This is a genomic window from Modestobacter sp. VKM Ac-2983, from assembly GCF_026967885.1.
Classification (GTDB): domain Bacteria; phylum Actinomycetota; class Actinomycetes; order Mycobacteriales; family Geodermatophilaceae; genus Modestobacter.
The window spans coordinates 405,576-424,249 of the sequence record NZ_JAPVBK010000002.1 but is presented as its reverse complement, the minus strand read 5'-3'; the positions used below and the strand labels follow the sequence as shown (position 1 = coordinate 424,249).

The window sequence follows — 18,674 nt, the reverse complement described above, 5'->3', positions numbered from 1 at the left end:
TCACCGGGGGCCCAGGGGCGCAGCGTCGCGCGGGCAGCAGGGCACCACGAGGTCCTTCTCCGCCGGGGGATGGGGTTGCCGACTCACTGTAGCCCGCCCTCCCTACAGGGAATCGCTGGACACCACTAGGGTTTGATCACGTTGACTACGCGCGTGATGCGGGTAGGGCGGACGTCGAGGACGACGGCGCGCCCACGCTCACGACCTCCGACCGCGCCGACCGGGGCGGCCGTGGTGCGCATCGTCGTCCGTCCCGGGGTGAACTGCCCCCGTGCCCCCGGGCGGGTCCGACACCGACCGATCCCCGAGGGAGCTCCGAGCGCCACATGACCAGCGACAACGGAACCAAGAGCACCGCGGCCGAGGCCCCCGCCGAGGCCGCCACCGACTCCTCGACCGGCTCGCCCCGCCAGCCTGACCCGACGCTCCCCGAGAGCTTCGGCGACCTTGACCGCGCGGCCATCGACACGGCGCGCGTCCTGGCCATGGACGCGGTGCAGAAGGTCGGCAACGGCCACCCCGGCACCGCGATGAGCATGGCGCCGGTCGCCTACCTGCTCTTCCAGAAGTGGCTGAAGCACGACCCCAGCGACCCGAACTGGGCCGCCCGCGACCGCTTCGTGCTGTCCATGGGGCACTCCAGCCTCACCCTCTACGTCCAGCTCTACCTGGCCGGCTACGGCCTGGAGCTCGAGGACCTGCAGGCGCTGCGCACCTGGGGCTCCAAGACCCCGGGCCACCCGGAGGTCGGGCACACCGCCGGCGTCGAGACCACCACCGGGCCGCTGGGCCAGGGCGTCGGCAACGCGGTCGGGATGGCCATGGCCGCCCGGCGCGAGCGCGGCATGCTCGACCCGGACGCGGCCGAGGGCGAGAGCCTCTTCGACCACACCATCTGGGCCTTCGCCTCCGACGGCGACCTGGAGGAGGGCGTCAGCGGCGAGGCCTCCTCGCTCGCCGGCACCCAGGAGCTGGGCAACCTCGTCCTGGTCTACGACGACAACCGGATCTCGATCGAGGACGACACCACGATCGCCTTCACCGAGGACGTCGGCGCCCGCTACGCCGCCTACGGCTGGCACGTCCAGCACGTCGACGACGGCGAGGACCTGGCCGCCGTGGACGCCGCGTTCGCCGCCGCCAAGGCCCAGACCACCCGCCCCTCGATCATCGTGCTCCGCACGGTCATCGGCTGGCCCGCGCCGAACAAGCAGAACACCGGTGCCGTGCACGGCTCGGCCCTCGGTGACGACGAGGTGAAGGCGACCAAGGGGATCCTCGGCTTCGACCCGGAGAAGACCTTCGAGGTCACCCCCGAGGTCATCGAGCACACCCGCAAGGCCGTCACCCGGGGCCAGCAGGCGCACGCCGAGTGGCAGCAGCGCTTCGACGCCTGGACCACCGCGAACCCCGAGGGCGCCGCGCTGCTGGAGCGGATGAGCACCCGCACCCTCCCCGAGGGCTGGGCCGCCGGACTGCCGTCCTGGGACGCCGACCCCAAGGGCGTCGCCACCCGCAAGGCCTCCGGTGAGGTCCTCGCCGCCCTCTACCCGGAGATCCCCGAGCTGTGGGGCGGGTCGGCCGACCTCGCGGAGAGCAACAACACCGCGGTCAAGGGCGAGCCGTCGTTCCTGCCGGCCAGCCGCCAGACCAAGATGTGGTCCGGTGGCCCCTACGGCCGCACGCTGCACTTCGGTGTCCGCGAGCACGCCATGGGCGCGATCATGAACGGCATCGCGCTGCACGGTGGCACCCGCGTCTACGGCGGCACCTTCCTCACGTTCTCCGACTACATGCGCGGTGCGGTGCGGCTCGCCGCGCTCATGCAGCTGCCGGTCACGTACGTGTGGACCCACGACTCGATCGGCCTCGGCGAGGACGGCCCGACCCACCAGCCGATCGAGCACTACGCCGCGCTGCGCGCCATCCCGGGGTTGGACTTCGTCCGCCCCGCCGACGCCAACGAGACCGCGGTGGCCTGGCGCACGATCCTCGAGCACAACGACCGGCCCGCCGGGCTGGCGCTGTCCCGGCAGAACCTGCCGGTGTTCGACCGCACCGAGTTCGCGTCGGCCGAGGGCACCGCCAAGGGCGGCTACGTGCTGGCCGAGGCGTCCAACGGTGCCCCCGAGGTGGTCCTCATGGGCACCGGCTCGGAGGTCCAGATCGCGGTGGCCGCCCGCGAGCAGCTCGAGGCCCAGGGCGTGCCGACCCGCGTCGTGTCCCTGCCCTGCTGGGAGTGGTTCGCCGAGCAGGACGAGGCCTACCGCCTCCAGGTCCTGCCGCCCTCTGTCCGGGCACGGGTCAGCGTCGAGGCCGGGGTGCCGATGGGCTGGCGGGAGTTCGTCGGCGACGCCGGCCGGATCGTCGGGCTCAACCACTACGGCGCCAGCGCGTCCTACTCCACGCTCTACGAGGAGTTCGGGCTGACCGCGGAGGCCGTCGTGGCCGCCGCACAGGAGAGCATCCAGGCCGCTGCCTCCGGCGCCACCCCGCCCAGCGGTGCCGGCGTCTCCCGCGGCGGGGTCTTCGGCTCCGACGCCACCGCCGACCACTGAGCACGTGACCCCGGCCCGGGTCCCGCCGCACACTCGAGGCGGGACCCGGGCCGGGGCCACCACCAGTCGACAACTCGCACACGGGCCTCCCACCGCGGGGCCTGACCACACCGACAGGAGGGCATGAGATGGCCCAGAACGAGAACCTGGCACAGCTGTCGAAGGCGGGGGTCGCCGTCTGGCTCGACGACCTCTCCCGGGACCGCATCCGCAGCGGCAACCTGCAGTCGCTGGTCGACGAGCAGAGCGTCGTCGGCGTCACCACCAACCCGAGCATCTTCGCCGCGGCGATCAGCGGCTCGAAGTCCTACGACGACCAGCTGCACGCGCTGGCCGTCCGCAAGGTCAGCGTCGAGGAGGCGCTGCGCACCATCACCGCAGCCGACGTCCGCGACGCCTGCGACCTGCTCGCGCCCGTCGCCGCCCGGACCGGCCGCGACGGCCGGGTCTCCCTCGAGGTCGCGCCGGGCCTGGCGCACGACGAGGACGCCACCGCCGCCGAGGCCGCCCACCTGTGGTGGCTCGTCGACCGGCCGAACCTCTTCATCAAGATCCCGGCCACGCTGGCGAGCCTCCCGGCGATCACCACCTCGATCGCCCGGGGCATCAGCGTCAACGTGACGCTGATCTTCAGCCTCGACCGCTACAAGGCCGTCATGGACGCCTACCTCTCCGGTCTGGAGCAGCGGCTGGCCGAGGACCCGGAGGCCTCCTTCGAGGGCATCGAGTCGGTGGCGTCGTTCTTCGTGTCCCGGGTGGACACCGAGATCGACAAGCGCCTGGACGACAGCGGCGCGGACCCCGCGCTCAAGGGCAAGGCCGGCGTCGCGAACGCCCAGCTGGCCTACCAGGCCTACGAGGAGGTCTTCTCCTCCGACCGCTGGAAGGCGCTCGAGGCCAAGGGCGCGAGCAAGCAGCGCCCGCTGTGGGCGTCCACGGGGGTCAAGAACCCGGAGTACTCCGACACCCTCTACCTGTCCGAGCTCATCGCCCCGGACACGGTGAACACCATGCCGGAGAAGACGATGCAGGCCTACGCCGACCACGGCCAGGCCGGCACCCCGGTGCAGTCCGCCTACGCGGACGCCGAGAAGGTCATGCAGGCGGTCGCCGACGCCGGTGTCGACCTCGCTGACGTGTTCCGCGTCCTCGAGGACGAGGCCGTGCAGAAGTTCGTCGACGCCTGGGACGAGCTGACCGGCTCGGTGCAGGAGCAGCTGCAGGACAAGGCGTGACCGCCGGGGCCCGGGCGGCGGCACACCTGCCGCCCCCGGGCCCCGCGCTGCCCCGCCTGCGCACCACCCTCTGGACACCGTCCGTCGTCCGTTCCGGCGCCGCACCGGACGACGGGCACCCTGCGAGCTGATCGAGGACGGACACGATGCCCACCAACCCGTTGCGCGATCCACGGGACCGGCGGCTGCCCCGGGTCCCCGAGCCCTGCGCCCTGGTCGTCTTCGGGATCACCGGAGACCTCTCGCGCAAGAAGCTCCTCCCCGCCGTCTACGACCTGGCCAACCGCGGCCTGCTGCCCACCAACTTCGCGCTGCTGGGCTTCGCCCGCCGCGACTGGGGCGACGTGGAGTTCTCCGAGCTGGCACGTTCCGCCGCCCGCGAGCACGCCCGCACGCCGTGGCGCGAGGAGGTCTGGGAGCGGCTGGCCAACAGCGTCCGGTTCGTCCAGGGCTCCTTCGACGACGACAACGCCTTCGACGAGCTGGCCGACAACCTGGCCGAGCTCGAGGGCAGTCACGGCATCGGCGGGAACGCGGCCTTCTACCTGTCGATCCCGCCGGCCATGTTCCCCACCGTCCTGAAGCAGATGCAGCGCACCGGGATGGCCGAGAGCAGTCCCGACCGCTGGCGCCGCGTCGTCGTGGAGAAGCCCTTCGGTACCGACCTGGCCTCCAGCCGCGAGCTCAACGAGCTGGTCGACTCGGTGTTCACCGCCGACGACGTCTTCCGGATCGACCACTACCTCGGCAAGGAGACGGTCCAGAACCTGCTGGCCCTCCGCTTCGCCAACACGATGTTCGAGCCGATCTGGAACGGCCACCACGTCGACTCGGTGCAGATCACCATGGCCGAGGACGTCGGCATCGGCGGCCGGGCCGGGTTCTACGAGAAGACCGGCGCCGCCCGTGACGTCCTGCAGAACCACCTGCTCCAACTCCTGGCGCTGACCGCCATGGAGGAGCCGGTCGAGTTCTCCGCGGAGGAGATCCGGACCGAGAAGCTCAAGGTGCTCCGGGCGGTCTCCGTCCCCGCCGAGGACGACATGGTCCAGTTCGCCATCCGCGGTCAGTACCAGCAGGGCTGGCTGGCCGGTCAGCGGGCGAACGGCTACCGCCAGGAGGAGGGCGTCGCCAGCGACTCCAGCACCGAGACCTACGCCGCCGTCCGGCTGGGCGTGGAGACCCGGCGCTGGGCGGGCGTGCCGTTCTACCTGCGCACCGGCAAGCGGCTGCCCCGCCGGGTCACCGAGATCGCCCTGGTCTTCAAGCGCGCGCCGCACCTGCCCTTCGCCCCCACCGACACCGAGGAGCTGGGCCACAACCAGCTCGTCATCCGGGTGCAGCCCGACGAGGGCATGACGCTGAAGTTCGGCTCGAAGGTGCCCGGCAGCGTGATGGAGGTCCGCGACGTCGCGATGGACTTCCTCTACGGCGAGCAGTTCACCGAGGCGAGCCCGGAGGCCTACGAGCGGCTGCTGCTCGACGTGCTCCTCGGCGACGCCACGCTGTTCCCCCGCAACGCCGAGGTGGAGGCCTCCTGGGCGGTCATCGACCCGCTCGAGGCGTTCTGGGCCGACACGGAGCCGCACCCCTACCGGGCGGGCGAGTGGGGCCCGCGGGCCGCCGACGCCATGCTCGAGGCCGACGGCCGGCTGTGGCGCCGACCGTGATCCGCCTCCCCCGAACCGCCCGAGCGACTCCCCAGGAGGGGATCTCATGACCACGCTGTGGGACACCACCGGATCCGCGGTGGTCAAGGAACTGGCCGCCCAGCGCCGTACCGGCGGTGCCGTGATGAGCGGCGTCGCGCTGACCCTGGTGGTCGTCGCCGACGAGGGCCGGGTCGCCGAGGCCGAGCAGGCCGCCTCCGCCGCGGCCGAGGTGCACCCCTGCCGGCTGCTGGTCGTCGTCCGGCGCCAGGTCGAGGCCCCGGTGCCCCGGCTCGACGCCGAGGTGCTCATCGGTGGCCGGCTGGGCCCCGGCGAGGCCGTCGTCATGCGGATGTACGGCCGACTCGGCCTGCACGCGGAGTCCGTCGTGCTGCCGCTGCTCGCCGCGGATGCGCCGGTCGTCACCTGGTGGCACGAGACCCCGCCGGAGCTCATCGCACGGGACGCCCTGGGCGTGATCGCCAACCGCCGGATCACCGACTCCGCCATGGCGGCCGACCCGGTCGCCGCGCTGCGGAACCGGGCGCACGACTACGCGCCGGGGGACACCGACCTGGCGTGGACCCGCAGCACCCCCTGGCGGGCCACGCTCGCCTCCACCCTGGACTCCGTGTCCGGTCGCCGCGGCGACTCGGTCCGGGTGCACGGCGGGCAGGTCGAGGGCGACCCGGAGAGCGCGACCGCCCAGCTGGTCGCCGGGTGGCTGTCCGCCCGGTGCGGCTGTTCCATCGAGGTGGTCCCCACCGCGCGGGTGCCCGGGTCGGCCGGCATCGACAGCGTCGAGCTGCGCCTGGACCAGGACGAGGTCGTGCGGCTGCAGGACGACCGCAAGGGCGGAGCGGTGATCAACCAGCCGTTCCGGCCGGAGGCCATCGTCGCCCTGCCCGACCGCAGCCTCGGCGAGCTGATCGGTGAGGAGCTGCGCCGGCTGGACTCCGACGAGCCCTACAGCGAGGCGCTGGAGTCGGTGACCGGCGCGGCCGGGCTCTCCGCCCGGCCGGGCTGCCGGGACCACGTCTGGTACGACCCCATGCGACCGCAGCAGACGTCCGAGCCGACCAACGGCAACGGGGGCGGCGCACCGCCCAGCGCCTCCCCCGCGGCGTCGGCGGCCACGCCGGCCCCGACCGTGCCCGACGACTCGGCCGACGCCGACGAGGTGGCCGAGAGCGGGGAGCACGACTCCCCCGCCGACGACTCCGACGAGCAGCCGGCCGTGCAGTCCCCCGACGCTCCGTCGGCGGCGGCCGGCGGCGCCCCGACCAGGAAGGCGCGCACCCGATGAGCCAGCAGGAGGGCCATACGCCCGACGTGGTCGTGCTCACCGACGCCGACCAGCTCGCCCGCTCCGTCGCCTCCGCGCTGGTCGCCCGGCTGGCCGCGGCCCAGGCCGTGCACGGGACGGCGTCGGTGGTCCTCACCGGCGGCGGCGTCGGGACCGCGGTGCTCGAGCGGGTCGCCGCACTGGCCGCCGAGCCCGAGCACGCCGTCGTCGACTGGGCAGCGGTGGACGTGTGGTGGGGGGATGAGCGCTTCGTGCCGGTCGGCCACCCGGACCGCAACGAGCTCGGCGCCCGGGAGTCGTTGCTGAGCAAGGTGGCGCTGGACCCCGAGCGCGTGCACCCGATCCCCTCCTCCGACGCCGGCTTCGACGAGCCGGAGGAGGCCGCGACCTGGTACGCCGAGCAGCTGGCCGCCGTCGCCGCCGAAGGCGAGTCGATGCCCCGGATCGACGTGCTGCTGCTGGGCATGGGGCCGGAGGGGCACGTCGCCTCGATCTTCCCGGAGTCCCCGGCCGTCACCGACGACCGTCCGGTGGTCGCGGTCCGCGACTGTCCGAAGCCCCCGCCGACCCGGGTGAGCCTCGGGTTCTCGGCGATCACCGCGGCGGAGGAGGTCTGGCTGCTGGTCAGCGGGGAGGGCAAGGCCGAGGCCGTCGCCCGCGCACTGTCCGGCGCCGACCCGGTCCAGCTCCCGGCAGCCGGGGCCCGGGGCAAGCGGGCGACCCGCTGGCTCCTGGACGCCGCCGCGGCCAGCCGGCTACCCCGGGCCTGAGCCCCGGACAGCCGACAGCCCGGCCACCCCAGCTGCTCGTGGGGTGACCGGGCTGTCGGCTGGAACGGCCTCGCCGCGGAGCTGCGTGGCCGGGTCCTGCGCTCAGGCGCCCCGGCGGGCGCGCAAGCGGCTCAGGGCCTCTTCCAGGAGTGCATCGCCGTCGGCGTCCGACCGTCGCTCCCGGACGTAGGCCAGGTGCGTCTTGTACGGCTCCGTCCGCGGTGCGGGCGGCGGGTTCTGCTGGTCGGTCCCCGCCGGGAGCCCGCAGCGCGGGCAGTCCCAGGTCTCCGGGACGTCGATGTCCGTCGCGAAGGCGATCCGCGACTCGTGGTTGTTCGCGCACCAGAAGCCGATCCGGTGCCGTGGCGCTGCCTCGCCGCGCTCTGCCTCACCCATCGGTCCCGCACCGACCCGGCTCCCCCGGATCGCGTTCCCACCAGCCACGAGCGGCCCCCTGATCGTCGCCACGTCGCGGTGACTGAGTTGATCACCGCTGGGGCAGTCTAGGACCTGACCAGCCCGTATGGGGTCACGATGTGAGCACCCTGTGTGCCGCCACGCGCCCGCGCAGCCATGGGATCGATGGCATGCCGGGGGCTGGCACTCAGATCTTCAGCAGCAGGCCCAGCGCCACGATGCAGACGGCCCAGAGCAGGCCGGCGAAGACGGTCAGCCGGTTGAGGTTCTTCTCCACCACCGAACTGCCGGACAGCTGGGAGGACACTGCGCCGCCGAACATCGAGGACAGACCGCCGCCCTTGCCGCGGTGCAGCAGGATGAGCACGATCAGCAGCACGCTGGTGAGCACCAGCAGCACGTTGAGGAACAGCTCCATCAGTCGTTCGTCTCCTGTCCCGTACACCACGGGGTGGGTGGGCTCGCACCCGTCGGGTCGGGGGCTCTCGACGGTCCAGCCTAACCGACGACGCCGGTGTGGCCGTTCAGCCGGCGTCGGTCAGCGGACTCCGGCCGTCGCGACGTCGTAGCCCCCGTACGGCTGCATGACCACGCCGTTGCGCAGTCGCTGGCCGGCCAGCAGCTGCACCCGGTTCTCCACCAGCGGGACGTAGGCCGAGGTCTCCTGTACCGCGTACCCGACCTGGCGCCACGCGTCGGCGGCCGCGGCCGGGTCGGACGCCGCCCGAGCGGCGTCCACCAGCCCGTTGACCGTCGGGTCGTCCAGGTGCGCGTAGTTGGTGTTGCCGACCCGGCGGATCGAGCGCCCGTCGACCAGCGGGAGGAGGAAGGAGGCAGAGGTCGGGAAGTCCGCGGTCCAGGTGGCCAGCACCATCCCGTACCCGGCCGCGGTCACGGCCTCGGGGTTGCCGACGTCGGTGGCGTAGTAGGTCGCCGGGTCCAGCGGGCGCACCTCGACGTCGATCTGCACCTCCGCCAGGTCCGCGGCGATCGCCTCCGCCACGTCCACGCTGGAGGGCACGTCCGGCACCGCCAGCACCGTGCTGAACCCGTCGGGTCGCCCGCAGGCGGCCAGGGCTGCCCGGGCAGCGGCCGGGTCTGCCTGGGGGTCGGACTCCTCGGGGGCGCCGGCGACGGCGCGCGGCCAGAGCACCGACGTCCGTACCGCGTTGCCAGCCCCCGACAGGGCCTGCTGCACGGCCGACCGGTCGACAGCGGCGACCACCGCGGCGCGGCAGGACGGGTTGTCCATCGGGGCCACCGTGGTCGGCAGGGCCAGCAGCCGGACCGTGCCGGTGGTGACGTCGTCGATCCGGTCGGCCAGCTCCTCGTCGTCCAGCCGGCTGGTGGTGGCCTGCTGCACGCCGGTGCCGGAGAGGTCCACATCGGCCGAGCCGGCCAGCAGGGCCTGGTCGCGGGCGACGCTGGAGAGGCCGGTCCGCACGACGACCTGGTCCGGGAGGGCCGAGCGGACGTCGTCGGTGGCCGGGTCCCACTCCGGGTTGCGGGAGAGCACGATCCCGGCCACCGGGTCGGCGGAGGTGATCAGGTACGGCCCGGAGCTCACCGGGCGGGCGCCGTAGTCGCCGCCGGTGTCGCTCTCTGCCGGCACGGGGCTGCTCGAGGGCAGGGCCATGACGAAGGGGAAGTCCGGTGCCGGGGTGGTGAGCCGGAAGACGATCGTCCGGTCGTCGGGGGTCTCGATCGAGGCCAGCCCCAGCCGGTCGGCGCTCTCGTCCTGGTAGGGCCCGGCGTAGGGGTCCGCCGGGTCGTCCAGGAGATCGACGACGTGCGTGGGACCGCCGACGACCACGTCGGAGGCGAAGGAGCGCTCGATGCCGTACTTCAGGTCGCGCGAGGTGATCGGCCGGCCGTTCTCGAACCGCACGCCCTCGCGCAGGGTGTACGTCCAGGTGCGGCCGCCGTCGGTGCTCGTGCCGAGGTCGGTGGCGAGGTCGGGGACGAGCTCGTCGGTGCTGCCCGGCTCGGCGGAGTAGGTGACCAGCGTGCGGGTGTACAGCCGCATCAGGTTCCACACCGACGGCATGTAGGACCGCTGCGGGTCCAGGCTGTCGACCTCCCCGGTGACCAGCCGCAGCGTCCCGCCGGTCTCCTCCGACGGCGCCCGCACGCCGTCGACCCCGCTGTCGGGCTCCGACTCCAGCGTCGGCACCGCGGCCACCCCGCTGTTGTCGCTGCCACAGCCGGCCAGCAGGGCGAGCAGGACCACGAGGACGACCGACCGCCCTGCTCCCCGGAGGGTGCGCTGGGCGGTCGGTCGTCGTTCGGTGCTGTGCCTCAACTGCTGTGCCTCACCGTGGGTGCTGCTCCGCCCGGTCAGTGCCGGCGGCGGTCAGCTCCCACCGGCAGCGGTACGACAGATCTGTACGAACTCGTCGGCGTCCAGGCTGGCCCCGCCGACGAGTGCACCGTCGACGTCGGCCCCGGCGAGGATGCCGGCGGTGTTGCCGGCCTTGACCGATCCCCCGTAGAGGATACGGACCGCAGCGGCCGTGTCCGCACCGTGACGTTCGGCGAGCCGTGCCCGCAGCGCCGCACAGACCTCTTGCGCATCATCCGGCGTGGCCACCTCGCCGGTGCCGATCGCCCACACCGGTTCGTAGGCGACCACCAGCTCCTGGAGCTGCTCGGTGGGTACGCCGTCCAGGGCCCGGTCCAGCTGGTCGGTGCAGTGCGCGACGTGGGTGCCCGCCCGGCGGATGTCCAGCCCCTCCCCCACGCACAGCAGCGGGACCAGGCCGTGCCGCAACGCCGCTTGCACCTTGGCCGCGACCAGCGCGTCGTCCTCACCGTGCAGCGTGCGCCGCTCGGAGTGGCCGACCAGGACGTAGCGGCAGGCCAGCGCGGCGAGCATCGCCCCGCTGACCTCCCCGGTGTAGGCACCGGAGTCGTGCGCCGAGACGTCCTGTGCGCCGTACCCGATCTCCAGCTTGTCGCCGGCCACCAGCGTCTGCACGCTGCGCAGCGCGGTGAACGGCGGGACGACGACGACCTCGGCGTCCTCCAGCTGCGGCTCGGTCAGTGAGAACGCCAGCTTCTGCACCAGCCCGATCGCCTCGAGGTGGGTCAGGTTCATCTTCCAGTTGCCCGCGATGAGCGGACGGCGGCCCTCACGGGGCGGCCTGGGCTTCGTGCGTGCCATCGTCGCCCCTCAGTTCGCGAGCACCGCGAGCCCGGGGAGCTCCCGGCCCTCGAGGTACTCCAGCGACGCGCCGCCGCCGGTGCTGATGTGACCGTAGGCCGCCTCGTCCAGCCCGAGCTGGCGCACGGAGGCCGCGGAGTCGCCGCCGCCGACGACGGAGAGCCCCTCGATCGCGCCCACGGCCTGCGCCACGCCCCGGGTGCCGCCCTGGAAGGGAGCGAGCTCGAACACGCCCATCGGCCCGTTCCAGAACACGGTGCGCGCACCGGCCAGCGCCTCGGCGAAGAGCTCCACGCTCTTCGGGCCGATGTCCAGGCTCATCTGGTCGGCCGGGATCTCGGTGGCCGGCAGCACGGTGGTCGGCGCATCGGCGCTGAACTCCGGGGTGCAGACCACGTCGACCGGCAGCACGATCCGGTCGCCGGCCTCGGCCAGCAGCCGGCGGCAGCTGTCGACCTGGTCGGCCTCCAGCAGCGACGTCCCGACCTCGTGACCCTGGGCGGCCAGGAACGTGTAGGTCATCCCCCCGCCGACCAGCAGCCGGTCGACCTTGGGCAGCAGCGCCTCGATCACGCCGAGCTTGTCGCTGACCTTGGAGCCGCCGAGCACGACCACGTAGGGCCGCGCCGGCTCCTCGGTGAGCCGGGTGAGCACCTCGAGCTCGCGGGCGACCAGCCGGCCGGCCGCGTGCGGGAGGCGCTCGGCCACGTCGACGACCGAGGCGTGCGCGCGATGCACGGCCCCGAACGCGTCGTCGACGTACAGCTCGGCCAGCCCGGCCAGCCGGTCGGCCAGCTCGCCACGGACGGCGTCGTCCTTGCTGGTCTCGGCGGCCTCGAAGCGGACGTTCTCCAGCATCAGCACCTGGCCGTCGGCCAGCGCTGCGGCCTTGGCGGTGGCGTCGGGGCCGGCGACGTCGGCTGCCAGCGGCACCTCGGTGCCGAGCAACTCCCCGAGCCGGGCGGCGACCGGGGCCAGGGAGTACCGCGGGTCGGGCTCGCCCTTGGGCCGGCCCAGGTGCGCGGCGACGATGACCCGGGCGCCGGCCTCGCGGAGCGCGCTGATCGTCGGGAGACTGGCCCGGATCCGGCCGTCGTCGGTGATGGCGCCGCTGTCGGAGTCCAACGGGACGTTCAGGTCGGCGCGCAGCAGCACGCGCCGACCCGACACCCGGTCGGCGATGAGCTCGTCGACGGACCGCATCAGAGCTTGCTGCCCACCAGGACGACGGAGTCGACGAGGCGGTTGGAGTAGCCCCACTCGTTGTCGTACCAGCCGACGACCTTGACCTGGTTGCCGAACACCTTGGTCAGGCCGGCGTCGTAGATGCAGGAGGCCGGGTCGGTGACGATGTCGGAGGAGACGATCGGCGCGTCGGTGTAGACCAGGTACGGGGCGAGCGGGCCGGCGGCGGCCGCCTTGTAGGCCGCGTCGACCTCCTCGAGGGTGACCTCACGGGACAGGGTGACGGTGAGGTCGGTGGCCGAGCCGGTCGGCACGGGCACGCGGAGCGCGTAGCCGTCGAGCTTGCCCTTCAGCTCCGGCAGCACGAGGCCGATCGCCTTCGCCGCACCGGTGGAGGTGGGGACGATGTTGAGCGCGGCCGCGCGGGCGCGGCGCATGTCCTTGTGCGGGCCGTCCTGCAGGTTCTGGTCGGCGGTGTAGGCGTGGATCGTGGTCATCAGGCCACGCTCGATGCCGAAGGCGTCGTGGAGCACCTTGGCCAGCGGGGCCAGGCAGTTGGTGGTGCAGGACGCGTTGCTGATGATCGTCTGCGAGCCGTCGTACTGCTCGTGGTTGACGCCCATGACGATCGTGAGGTCGTCCCCGGTGGCCGGCGCCGAGATGATGACCTTCTTGGCCCCACCGGCGTCGACGTGCTTGCGCGCGTCGTCGGCCTTGGTGAAGAAGCCGGTGGACTCGACGACGACGTCGACGCCCAGCTCGCCCCAGGGCAGGTTCGCCGGGTCGCGCTCGGCCAGCACCTTGATGGTGGCGCCGCCGACCTTGATGCCGTCGCCGACGACCGAGACGTCCTCGGCGAGCTTGCCCAGGATGCTGTCGTACTTGAGCAGGTGCGCGAGCGTCTCGGGCGTGGTCAGGTCGTTGACCGCCACGACCTCGACGTCGGCCCCGCTGGCGGCGACCGCCCGATAGAAGTTGCGGCCGATCCGACCGAACCCGTTGATGCCGACCCGTACCGTCACTGAGGACCTCCCAGACCGTGATGCCCAGCCGGGCCGGTCGGCCCAGCGGCGCCCGTGGGCCGTGCGTGCGCACGACCACATTCCGGCGACAGCCTATCGGCCCGCCGAGCAGCCTCCGACCGCGCACCCGCCCCGCCGGAAGGGGCGTGCACAGACGTCCGCGACGTCTCCCCCGGTGGCCGGGAGAGACGTCGCGGACGTCTGGTGACGCGCTGGAGCGGCCACCGTGCAGGGGCCCGCCGCGAGCTTGCGAGCGGTGGGGGGCAGGGTGGTCCTCCTGCTGCTACTGGGCCAGCATGTCGTCGGTCACCACGGACTCGGTGTCCGGGATGCCGAGGTCCTTGGCCCGCTTGTCGGCCATCGCCAGCAGACGCCGTATGCGGCCGGCAACGGCGTCCTTGGTCATCGGCGGGTCGGCGCGCTGGCCGAGCTCCTCCAGCGACGCCTGACCGAACTCCAGCCGCAGCCGCCCGGCGACCAGCAGGTGCTCGGGGGCGTCGTCGGCGAGGATCTCCAGGGCGCGCTCCACCCGGGCGCTCGCGGCCACCGCCGCCCGCGCCGAGCGGCGCAGGTTCGCGTCGTCGAAGTTGGCCAGCCGGTTGGCGGTGGCCCGGACCTCGCGGCGCATCCGCCGCTCCTCCCAGGCAAGGACGGCGTCGTGCGCGCCCATCCGGGTCAGCAGCGCGCCGATGGCGTCGCCGTCCCGCACGACCACCCGGTCGGTGCCGCGGACCTCCCGGGCCTTGGCCGCGATGCCCAGCCGCCGCGCCGCGCCGACCAGCGCCATCGCCGCCTCCGGCCCGGGGCAGGTGACCTCCAGGGACGACGAGCGCCCCGGCTCGGTCAGCGACCCGTGCGCCAGGAACGCACCTCGCCACGCGGCCTCGGCATCGCCGATCCCGCCGGAGACCACCGACGGCGGCAGGCCCCGGACGGGGCGGCCCCGCTGGTCGACCAGCCCGGTCTGCCGGGCCAGTCCCTCACCGTGCTTGGCGATCCGGACCAGGTAGCGCACCCCCCGGCGGATGTTGCCGCCGGCCAGCACGCTGACGCCGCTGGTGTAGCCGTACACCTCACTGATGTCCCGGCGCAGTCGCCGGGCCACCGAACCGGTGTCCAGCTCCGCCTCGATGACCACCCGGCCACCCACGATGTGCAAGCCACCGGAGAAGCGCAGCAGCGCGGTCACCTCGGCCTTGCGCTCCGAGGTCTTCGTGCACTCCACGCGGGAGAGCTCGTCCTTCACCATCGCCGTCATGGCCACCAGCTGTGTTCCCTTCCCCCTGTGTGCCGGCCGGTGTCACGGTCGTCCCCGTGTCCGGCCACTGCCCTGCCGGTCACCGCGCGCCGACCACGGAGGCCAGCGCGGCAGCGAGCCGGGAGGGGTCGTGCTGTGGTGCACCGTCCGGTGCAGCCACCGGTGCGAGAACCAGTTCTGCACCGCATGCCTGCACAGCAGACAGCAGACCACGCCGGTCAACAACCGCAGCGGTGTCCGCGATCACCGTGTGCAGCGACACGCCCCCCAGATGTGCCAGCAGGACCCGCAGGTGCTCCTCCGGTGAGAAGCCGTCGGTCTCCCCCGCCTGGGGCTCCAGGTTGAGCACCACGACCACCCGCGCCGTCGTCTCCGCCAGGGCCGTCCGCAGCCGCGGGACCAGCAGGTGGGGCAGCACGGAGGTGTACCAGGAGCCCGGCCCGAGGCTCACCACGTCGGCCGCCGCGATCGCGGCCAGCACCTCCGGTGGGACCGGGGGGTCTGCCGGGGAGACCCGGATGTCCTCGACGTGCCCGGGCGTGGAGGCGATCGCCACCTGCCCCCGGATCCGCCGGGTCTCCTGCGGGTCGTCGGGGTCGACGCTGGCCACCGTGGCCACCAGGTCCAGAGGCACCTCGGCCATCGGCAGCACCCGGCCGCGCGCCCCGAGCAGCTCCTCCAGCACGCCGAGGGCCCGGACCGTGTCACCGCCGTGCATCTCGGTCAGCCCGGTCAGCATGAGGTTGCCGACGGGATGGCCGGCGAGCACACCGCTACCGCCGAAGCGGTGCTGGAGCAGGGCGGCCATCTCCTGGGTGCGGGGGCCGTCGCCGGCGAGGGCGGCCAGCGCCATCCGCAGGTCGCCGGGTGGCAGCACCGGCATCTCGCGCCGGATCCGCCCCGAGGACCCGCCGTCGTCGGCGACGGTGACCACCGCGGTCAGCTCCGTGGTCAGTCGACGCCAGGCGGCCAGGGCAGCGGCCAGGCCGTGCCCGCCACCGAGGGCGACGACCCGCAGACCGGCGGTCTCCACTACTCGCGCCCCAGGTCACGGTGGCGCGCGGTGGCCGGGACGCCCTCGGCGTTGAGCCGACGGGCGAACTCCTCGGCGATGGCGACGCTGCGGTGCTTCCCGCCGGTGCAGCCCACCGCAAGGGTCAGGTACCGCTTGCCCTCCCGCCGGTAGCCGGGCAGCAGCAGCCGCAGGACCTCGCCGTAGCTGTCCAGGAACGCCCCGGCGTCGTCCTGGGCGAGCACGTAGTCGCGGACCTCGGCGTCCCGGCCGGTCATCGGCCGCAGCTCCGGCACCCAGTGCGGGTTGGGCAGGAACCGGGCGTCGACGACGAGGTCGGCGTCCAGCGGCAGGCCGTACTTGAAGCCGAAGCTGAGCACGGTCGCCACCACCTCCGGCAGCTCGCCGTCCGGCACGAACGCCGCCTCCAGGGTGGCCCGCAGCTGGTGCACGTTGAGGTCGCTGGTGTCGATCCACAGGTCGGCGTCGCCGGCGATGCCGGTGAGCAGCTCCCGCTCGGTGTCGATGCCGTCGATCAGCCGGCCGTTGCCCTGCAGGGGGTGCTCGCGCCGGACCGACTCGTACCGCCGGATCAGCACTTCGTTGCGGGCGTGGACGTACACCACGCGCGGCCGGTGCCCGGCGTCGGCGAGCTGCCGGATGGACTCCTGCAGGTCGCTGGAGAAGGCCCGGCTGCGCACGTCGACGACGGCGGCGAAGCGGCGCAGGTCACCCCGGGCGCCCAGCTCGACCATCGGCTGCAGCAGGGCCGGCGGCAGGTTGTCGACCACGAAGAAGCCGAGGTCCTCCAGCACCCGACCGGCGCTGTTCTTGCCGGCTCCGGAGAGCCCCGTCACGACCACGACGTCCAGCGGTGCGAGCTCCGTGCTCGTCCCGTCGGCGCCCGGCGGGACGTCGCTCTGCGGCCCGGCCGGCGCCGGGTGGGCGGCGGTCATGCCCGCTGCCCGGCGGCGGGGTGGACCCGGCCGGTCTCGGCGGTCTCGCCGGCGTCCGCCCCGAGCACCGGTGACGGCGGTGCCCCCGTGGCCACCGCCGGCTCCACCTGGACGGCGTCCTCGGCGACGACGTCGGGCGAGGCCCCGGCGGCCACCGGCTCGGCGACGGCCGCGAGCACCGCCTCGGCCGTGCGCCGGCCGATGCCGGGCACCGCCGTGAGCTCCTCGACCGAGGCCGCGCGCAACCGCTTGAGGGATCCGAACTGCTTCATCAGCGCCTTCCGCCGGGTGTCGCCGAGCCCCGGGACGTCGTCCAGGAGCGAGACCAACATGGTGCTGGATCGTTTCTGCCGGTGGTAGGTGATCGCGAACCGGTGTGCCTCGTCGCGCACCCGCTGCAACAGGTACAGGGCCTCGGAGGTGCGCGGCAGGATGACCGGGTCGGGGTCGTCGGGCAGCCACACCTCCTCCATCCGCTTGGCCAGACCGCAGACGGCGACGTCGACGATGCCCAGCTCGGCCAGCGAGCGGCTGGCGGCGGCCACCTGCGGGGCGCCGCCGTCGACCACCAGCAGGTTGGGTGGGTAGGCGAACCGGCGGGGCCGGCCCTCCTCGGCGGCGACGCCCTGCTCGTCCCGGCGGTCCTGCTCGTCCTTGAGGTGCCGGGCGAACCGGCGCCGCACGACCTCGGCCATCGCCGCGGTGTCGTCGGTGCCCTGGGCGACGGAGAACCGCCGGTAGTCGGACTTCTTGGCCATGCCGTCCTCGAAGACGACCATGCTGGCCACCACGTTCGTGCCCTGCACGTGCGAGACGTCGATGCACTCGATCCGCAGCGGCGCCTCGGGGAGGTCCAGCGCCTCCTGGATCTCCGACAGCGCCAGCGACCGGGCGGTCAGGTCGCTGGCGCGCTTGACCCGGTGGCGGGCGAAGGACTCCTTGGCGTTGCGCTCGACGGTCTCCATCAGGCTGCGCTTGTCCCCCCGCTGCGGGACGCGCAGCGACACCCGGGAGCCGCGCAGCTCGCTGAGCAGCTCGGCGTAGACCTCGGCGTCGTCGGGCAGCTCGGGCACGAGCACCTCACGGGGGACGGCCTCCCCCACCTCGCCTGCGCCGGTCTCCTCGTCCACCCCGCCGTAGACCTGGAGCAGGAACTGCTCGACGAGCTGGCCGGTGGTGACGTCCTCGACCTTGTCGATGATCCAGCCGCGCTGCCCGCGCACCCGGCCACCGCGGACGTGGAAGACCTGGACGGCGGCCTCCAGCTCGTCCTGGGCGAAGGCGACGACGTCGGCGTCGGTGCCGTCACCGAGGACGACGGCCTGCTTCTCCAGCGCCCGGCGCAGCGCGCCGAGGTCGTCGCGCAGCCGGGCGGCGCGCTCGTAGTTCATCTCCTCGGCGGCCTCGGTCATCTGCCGCTCGAGCCGGCGGATCATCTGCTCGGTGCGGCCGCCCATGAAGTCGCAGAAGTCGTCGACGATCTCCCGGTGCTCCTCGGCGGTGACCCGGCCGACGCAGGGGGCCGCGCACTTGCCGATGTAGCCGAGCAGGCAGGGCCGGCCGATCTGCGCCGCCCGCTTGAAGACGCCGTTGGAGCAGGTGCGGGCCGGGAAGACCCGGGTGAGCGTGTCGACCGTCTCGCGGATCGCCCAGGCGTGCGCGTAGGGGCCGAAGTACCGCACGCCCTTGCGCTTGGGCCCGCGCATGACCTGCAGCCGCGGGTACTCCTCGTTGAGCGTCACGGCGAGGCTGGGATAGCTCTTGTCGTCCCGGTACCGGACGTTGAACCGCGGGTCGAACTCCTTGATCCAGTTGTACTCGAGCTGGAGGGCCTCGACCTCGGTGCCGACGACGGTCCACTCCACGCTGGCGGCGGTGGTGACCATCTGCCGGGTGCGCGGGTGCAGGCCCCAGACGTCGGCGAAGTAGCTGTTCAGCCGCTGGCGGAGGCTCTTGGCCTTGCCGACGTAGACGACGCGGCCGGCCGGGTCGCGGAACTTGTAGACCCCGGGGCTCTCCGGGATGCTGCCGACCGCTGGGCGGTACGTGGACGGGTCGGGCATGCACCCAGGTTAGGTCGGCCCACCGACAGCCCGTCGCCCGCTCCCACCAGGGCCCCGGGTGCGCCAGACAACCGGATGGT

The 18,674-nt window shown here is 73.3% G+C and carries 15 protein-coding genes; 5 read left to right on the top strand and 10 right to left on the bottom strand.

Annotation, left to right across the window (positions count from 1 at the left end; genetic code table 11):
* Positions 1–326: 326 nt before the first annotated feature.
* The 5 genes from tkt to pgl all read left to right on the top strand — a co-directional run bounded on the left by tkt (position 327) and on the right by pgl (position 7,518).
* Positions 327–2,558, top strand: coding sequence for a transketolase (gene tkt, locus O2W18_RS08435; RefSeq protein ID WP_269187095.1), 2,232 nt, complete (start codon positions 327–329; stop codon positions 2,556–2,558).
* A 128-nt stretch (positions 2,559–2,686) separates the two neighbouring features.
* A complete protein-coding gene (gene tal / locus O2W18_RS08430; RefSeq protein ID WP_269187094.1) occupies positions 2,687–3,793 on the top strand; it encodes a transaldolase in 1,107 nt (368 codons plus the stop codon).
* 146 nt (positions 3,794–3,939) lie between these two features.
* Positions 3,940–5,463 (top strand): glucose-6-phosphate dehydrogenase, encoded by a 1,524-nt coding sequence (gene zwf / locus O2W18_RS08425; protein WP_269187093.1) that lies wholly within the window; start codon positions 3,940–3,942, stop codon positions 5,461–5,463.
* 46 nt (positions 5,464–5,509) lie between these two features.
* Positions 5,510–6,748, top strand: coding sequence for a glucose-6-phosphate dehydrogenase assembly protein OpcA (locus O2W18_RS08420; protein ID WP_269187092.1), 1,239 nt, complete (start codon positions 5,510–5,512; stop codon positions 6,746–6,748).
* Positions 6,745–7,518 (top strand): 6-phosphogluconolactonase, encoded by a 774-nt coding sequence (pgl, locus tag O2W18_RS08415; protein ID WP_269187091.1) that lies wholly within the window; start codon positions 6,745–6,747, stop codon positions 7,516–7,518. Before O2W18_RS08420 ends, pgl begins: the two co-directional genes overlap by 4 nt.
* Positions 7,519–7,620: 102 nt before the next feature.
* Here pgl and O2W18_RS08410 read toward each other — a convergent pair whose 3' ends face one another.
* From O2W18_RS08410 to uvrC, 10 genes are all read right to left on the bottom strand, one after another.
* Positions 7,621–7,962 carry an RNA polymerase-binding protein RbpA gene (locus tag O2W18_RS08410; protein WP_269187708.1) on the bottom strand — a complete coding sequence of 114 codons (342 nt, stop codon included), beginning with the start codon at positions 7,960–7,962 and terminating at the stop codon, positions 7,621–7,623.
* Positions 7,963–8,122: 160 nt separating this feature from the next.
* Positions 8,123–8,353: a preprotein translocase subunit SecG gene (secG, locus tag O2W18_RS08405; RefSeq protein WP_269160406.1), complete on the bottom strand. Its 231-nt coding sequence runs from the start codon at positions 8,351–8,353 to the stop codon at positions 8,123–8,125.
* A gap of 120 nt (positions 8,354–8,473) precedes the next feature.
* Positions 8,474–10,237, bottom strand: coding sequence for an ABC transporter substrate-binding protein (locus O2W18_RS08400; RefSeq protein ID WP_269187090.1), 1,764 nt, complete (start codon positions 10,235–10,237; stop codon positions 8,474–8,476).
* Between the two features lie 51 nt (positions 10,238–10,288).
* Positions 10,289–11,098 carry a triose-phosphate isomerase gene (gene tpiA / locus O2W18_RS08395; RefSeq protein ID WP_269187089.1) on the bottom strand — a complete coding sequence of 270 codons (810 nt, stop codon included), beginning with the start codon at positions 11,096–11,098 and terminating at the stop codon, positions 10,289–10,291.
* Between the two features lie 9 nt (positions 11,099–11,107).
* On the bottom strand, positions 11,108–12,301 hold the full coding sequence (locus tag O2W18_RS08390; RefSeq protein ID WP_269187088.1) for a phosphoglycerate kinase: 1,194 nt from the start codon (positions 12,299–12,301) through the stop codon (positions 11,108–11,110).
* Positions 12,301–13,305, bottom strand: a complete 1,005-nt coding sequence (gap, locus tag O2W18_RS08385; protein WP_269187087.1) for a type I glyceraldehyde-3-phosphate dehydrogenase — start codon at positions 13,303–13,305, stop codon at positions 12,301–12,303. Before gap ends, O2W18_RS08390 begins: the two co-directional genes overlap by 1 nt.
* A gap of 283 nt (positions 13,306–13,588) precedes the next feature.
* The gene (gene whiA / locus O2W18_RS08380) at positions 13,589–14,563 is read right to left on the bottom strand and encodes a DNA-binding protein WhiA (protein WP_442928921.1); all 975 of its coding nucleotides are present in this window, start codon (positions 14,561–14,563) and stop codon (positions 13,589–13,591) included.
* 79 nt (positions 14,564–14,642) lie between these two features.
* Positions 14,643–15,596: a gluconeogenesis factor YvcK family protein gene (locus O2W18_RS08375; protein ID WP_269187086.1), complete on the bottom strand. Its 954-nt coding sequence runs from the start codon at positions 15,594–15,596 to the stop codon at positions 14,643–14,645.
* Positions 15,596–16,531, bottom strand: coding sequence for an RNase adapter RapZ (rapZ, locus tag O2W18_RS08370; protein WP_269187085.1), 936 nt, complete (start codon positions 16,529–16,531; stop codon positions 15,596–15,598). Before rapZ ends, O2W18_RS08375 begins: the two co-directional genes overlap by 1 nt.
* Positions 16,528–18,594, bottom strand: a complete 2,067-nt coding sequence (uvrC, locus tag O2W18_RS08365; RefSeq protein WP_269187084.1) for an excinuclease ABC subunit UvrC — start codon at positions 18,592–18,594, stop codon at positions 16,528–16,530. The genes rapZ and uvrC overlap by 4 nt, the downstream gene beginning before the upstream one ends.
* Positions 18,595–18,674: the final 80 nt, after the last annotated feature.